General features: G+C 68.5%; 1 protein-coding gene. It reads right to left on the reverse strand.

Going from position 1 to position 983, the window contains the following annotated elements:
* On the reverse strand, positions 1-983 hold a 983-nt coding region (locus tag ACZY0B_RS27685), incomplete at both ends, for a cytochrome P450 (RefSeq protein WP_463767413.1).

Raw genomic sequence — 983 nt, forward strand, 5'->3', positions numbered from 1 at the left:
TAGCTACCGCCCGCCCACACGATCGAATTCTCGTCGACGTCGAAATCCGGGCAACGGGCCAACAGTTCGGTCAGCGCGACCCGCGATTGCATCCGCGCCGCCGCGGCACCCAGGCAGTGGTGGGCGCCGTGACTGAAGGTCAGGATGTTGCGCGGGCAGCGGGTCACGTCGAGCTCGCCGGCGTCCGGCCCGTATTGGCGTTCGTCGCGGTTGGCAGACCCGTACAGCAGCAGCACCCGGCGACCGGCCGGGATGGTGGTGTCGCCGATGGTCACGTCACGGGTGACCGTGCGCGCCAACCCCTGTGCCGGCGAGGTCAGCCGCAGCAGTTCCTCAACCGCGTCGGGGATGTGGTCCGGGTCGTCGACCAGCAGCCGGCGCTGGTCGGGGCGTTGGTGCAGCAACGGCATTGAGCCACCCAGCATCCCGGTGACGGTGTCGTTGCCGCCGGTGACCATCGTGAAGGTGAACGCCAGAATCGACAGCGTCCCGGCGATGTCGCCGTCGGCGCCCACTCCGGCGGCGACCAGGTGGGAGATGGTGTCGTCCTCCGGCTCGGTCCGGCGGCGCTCGATCAGCCCGGTGAAGTAGGCCATCATCGATCCGACCGCGTCGCCGACGGTTTCCAGCGCGCCCGCGACGCCGCCGTCGGCCGTGTTGGCCGCGACGATGGCCTGGGTCCAGCCGTCGAATTGGGCCCAATCCTCCTCGGGCACACCGAGGTAATGCGCGACCACCATCGACGGCAGCGGCTTGAACAGGTCGGCGACGATGTCGCCGCCGCCGTCGGCGCGCAGCTTCTCGATGCGCTCCACGACGAACTCGCGCACCTTGGGTTCCACCGCCTCGACCTGCCGGGGGGTGAACCCGCGCGACACCAGCTTGCGAAACTCGGTGTGCACCGGTGGATCCTGCATGACGAACGGCGGATTATCTTGCAGGCCAATCATTTCCAGGTCTCCGTAGTTGACCGTCAGTCCCTG

The organism is Mycobacterium sp. IDUB_19 (assembly GCF_055419445.1).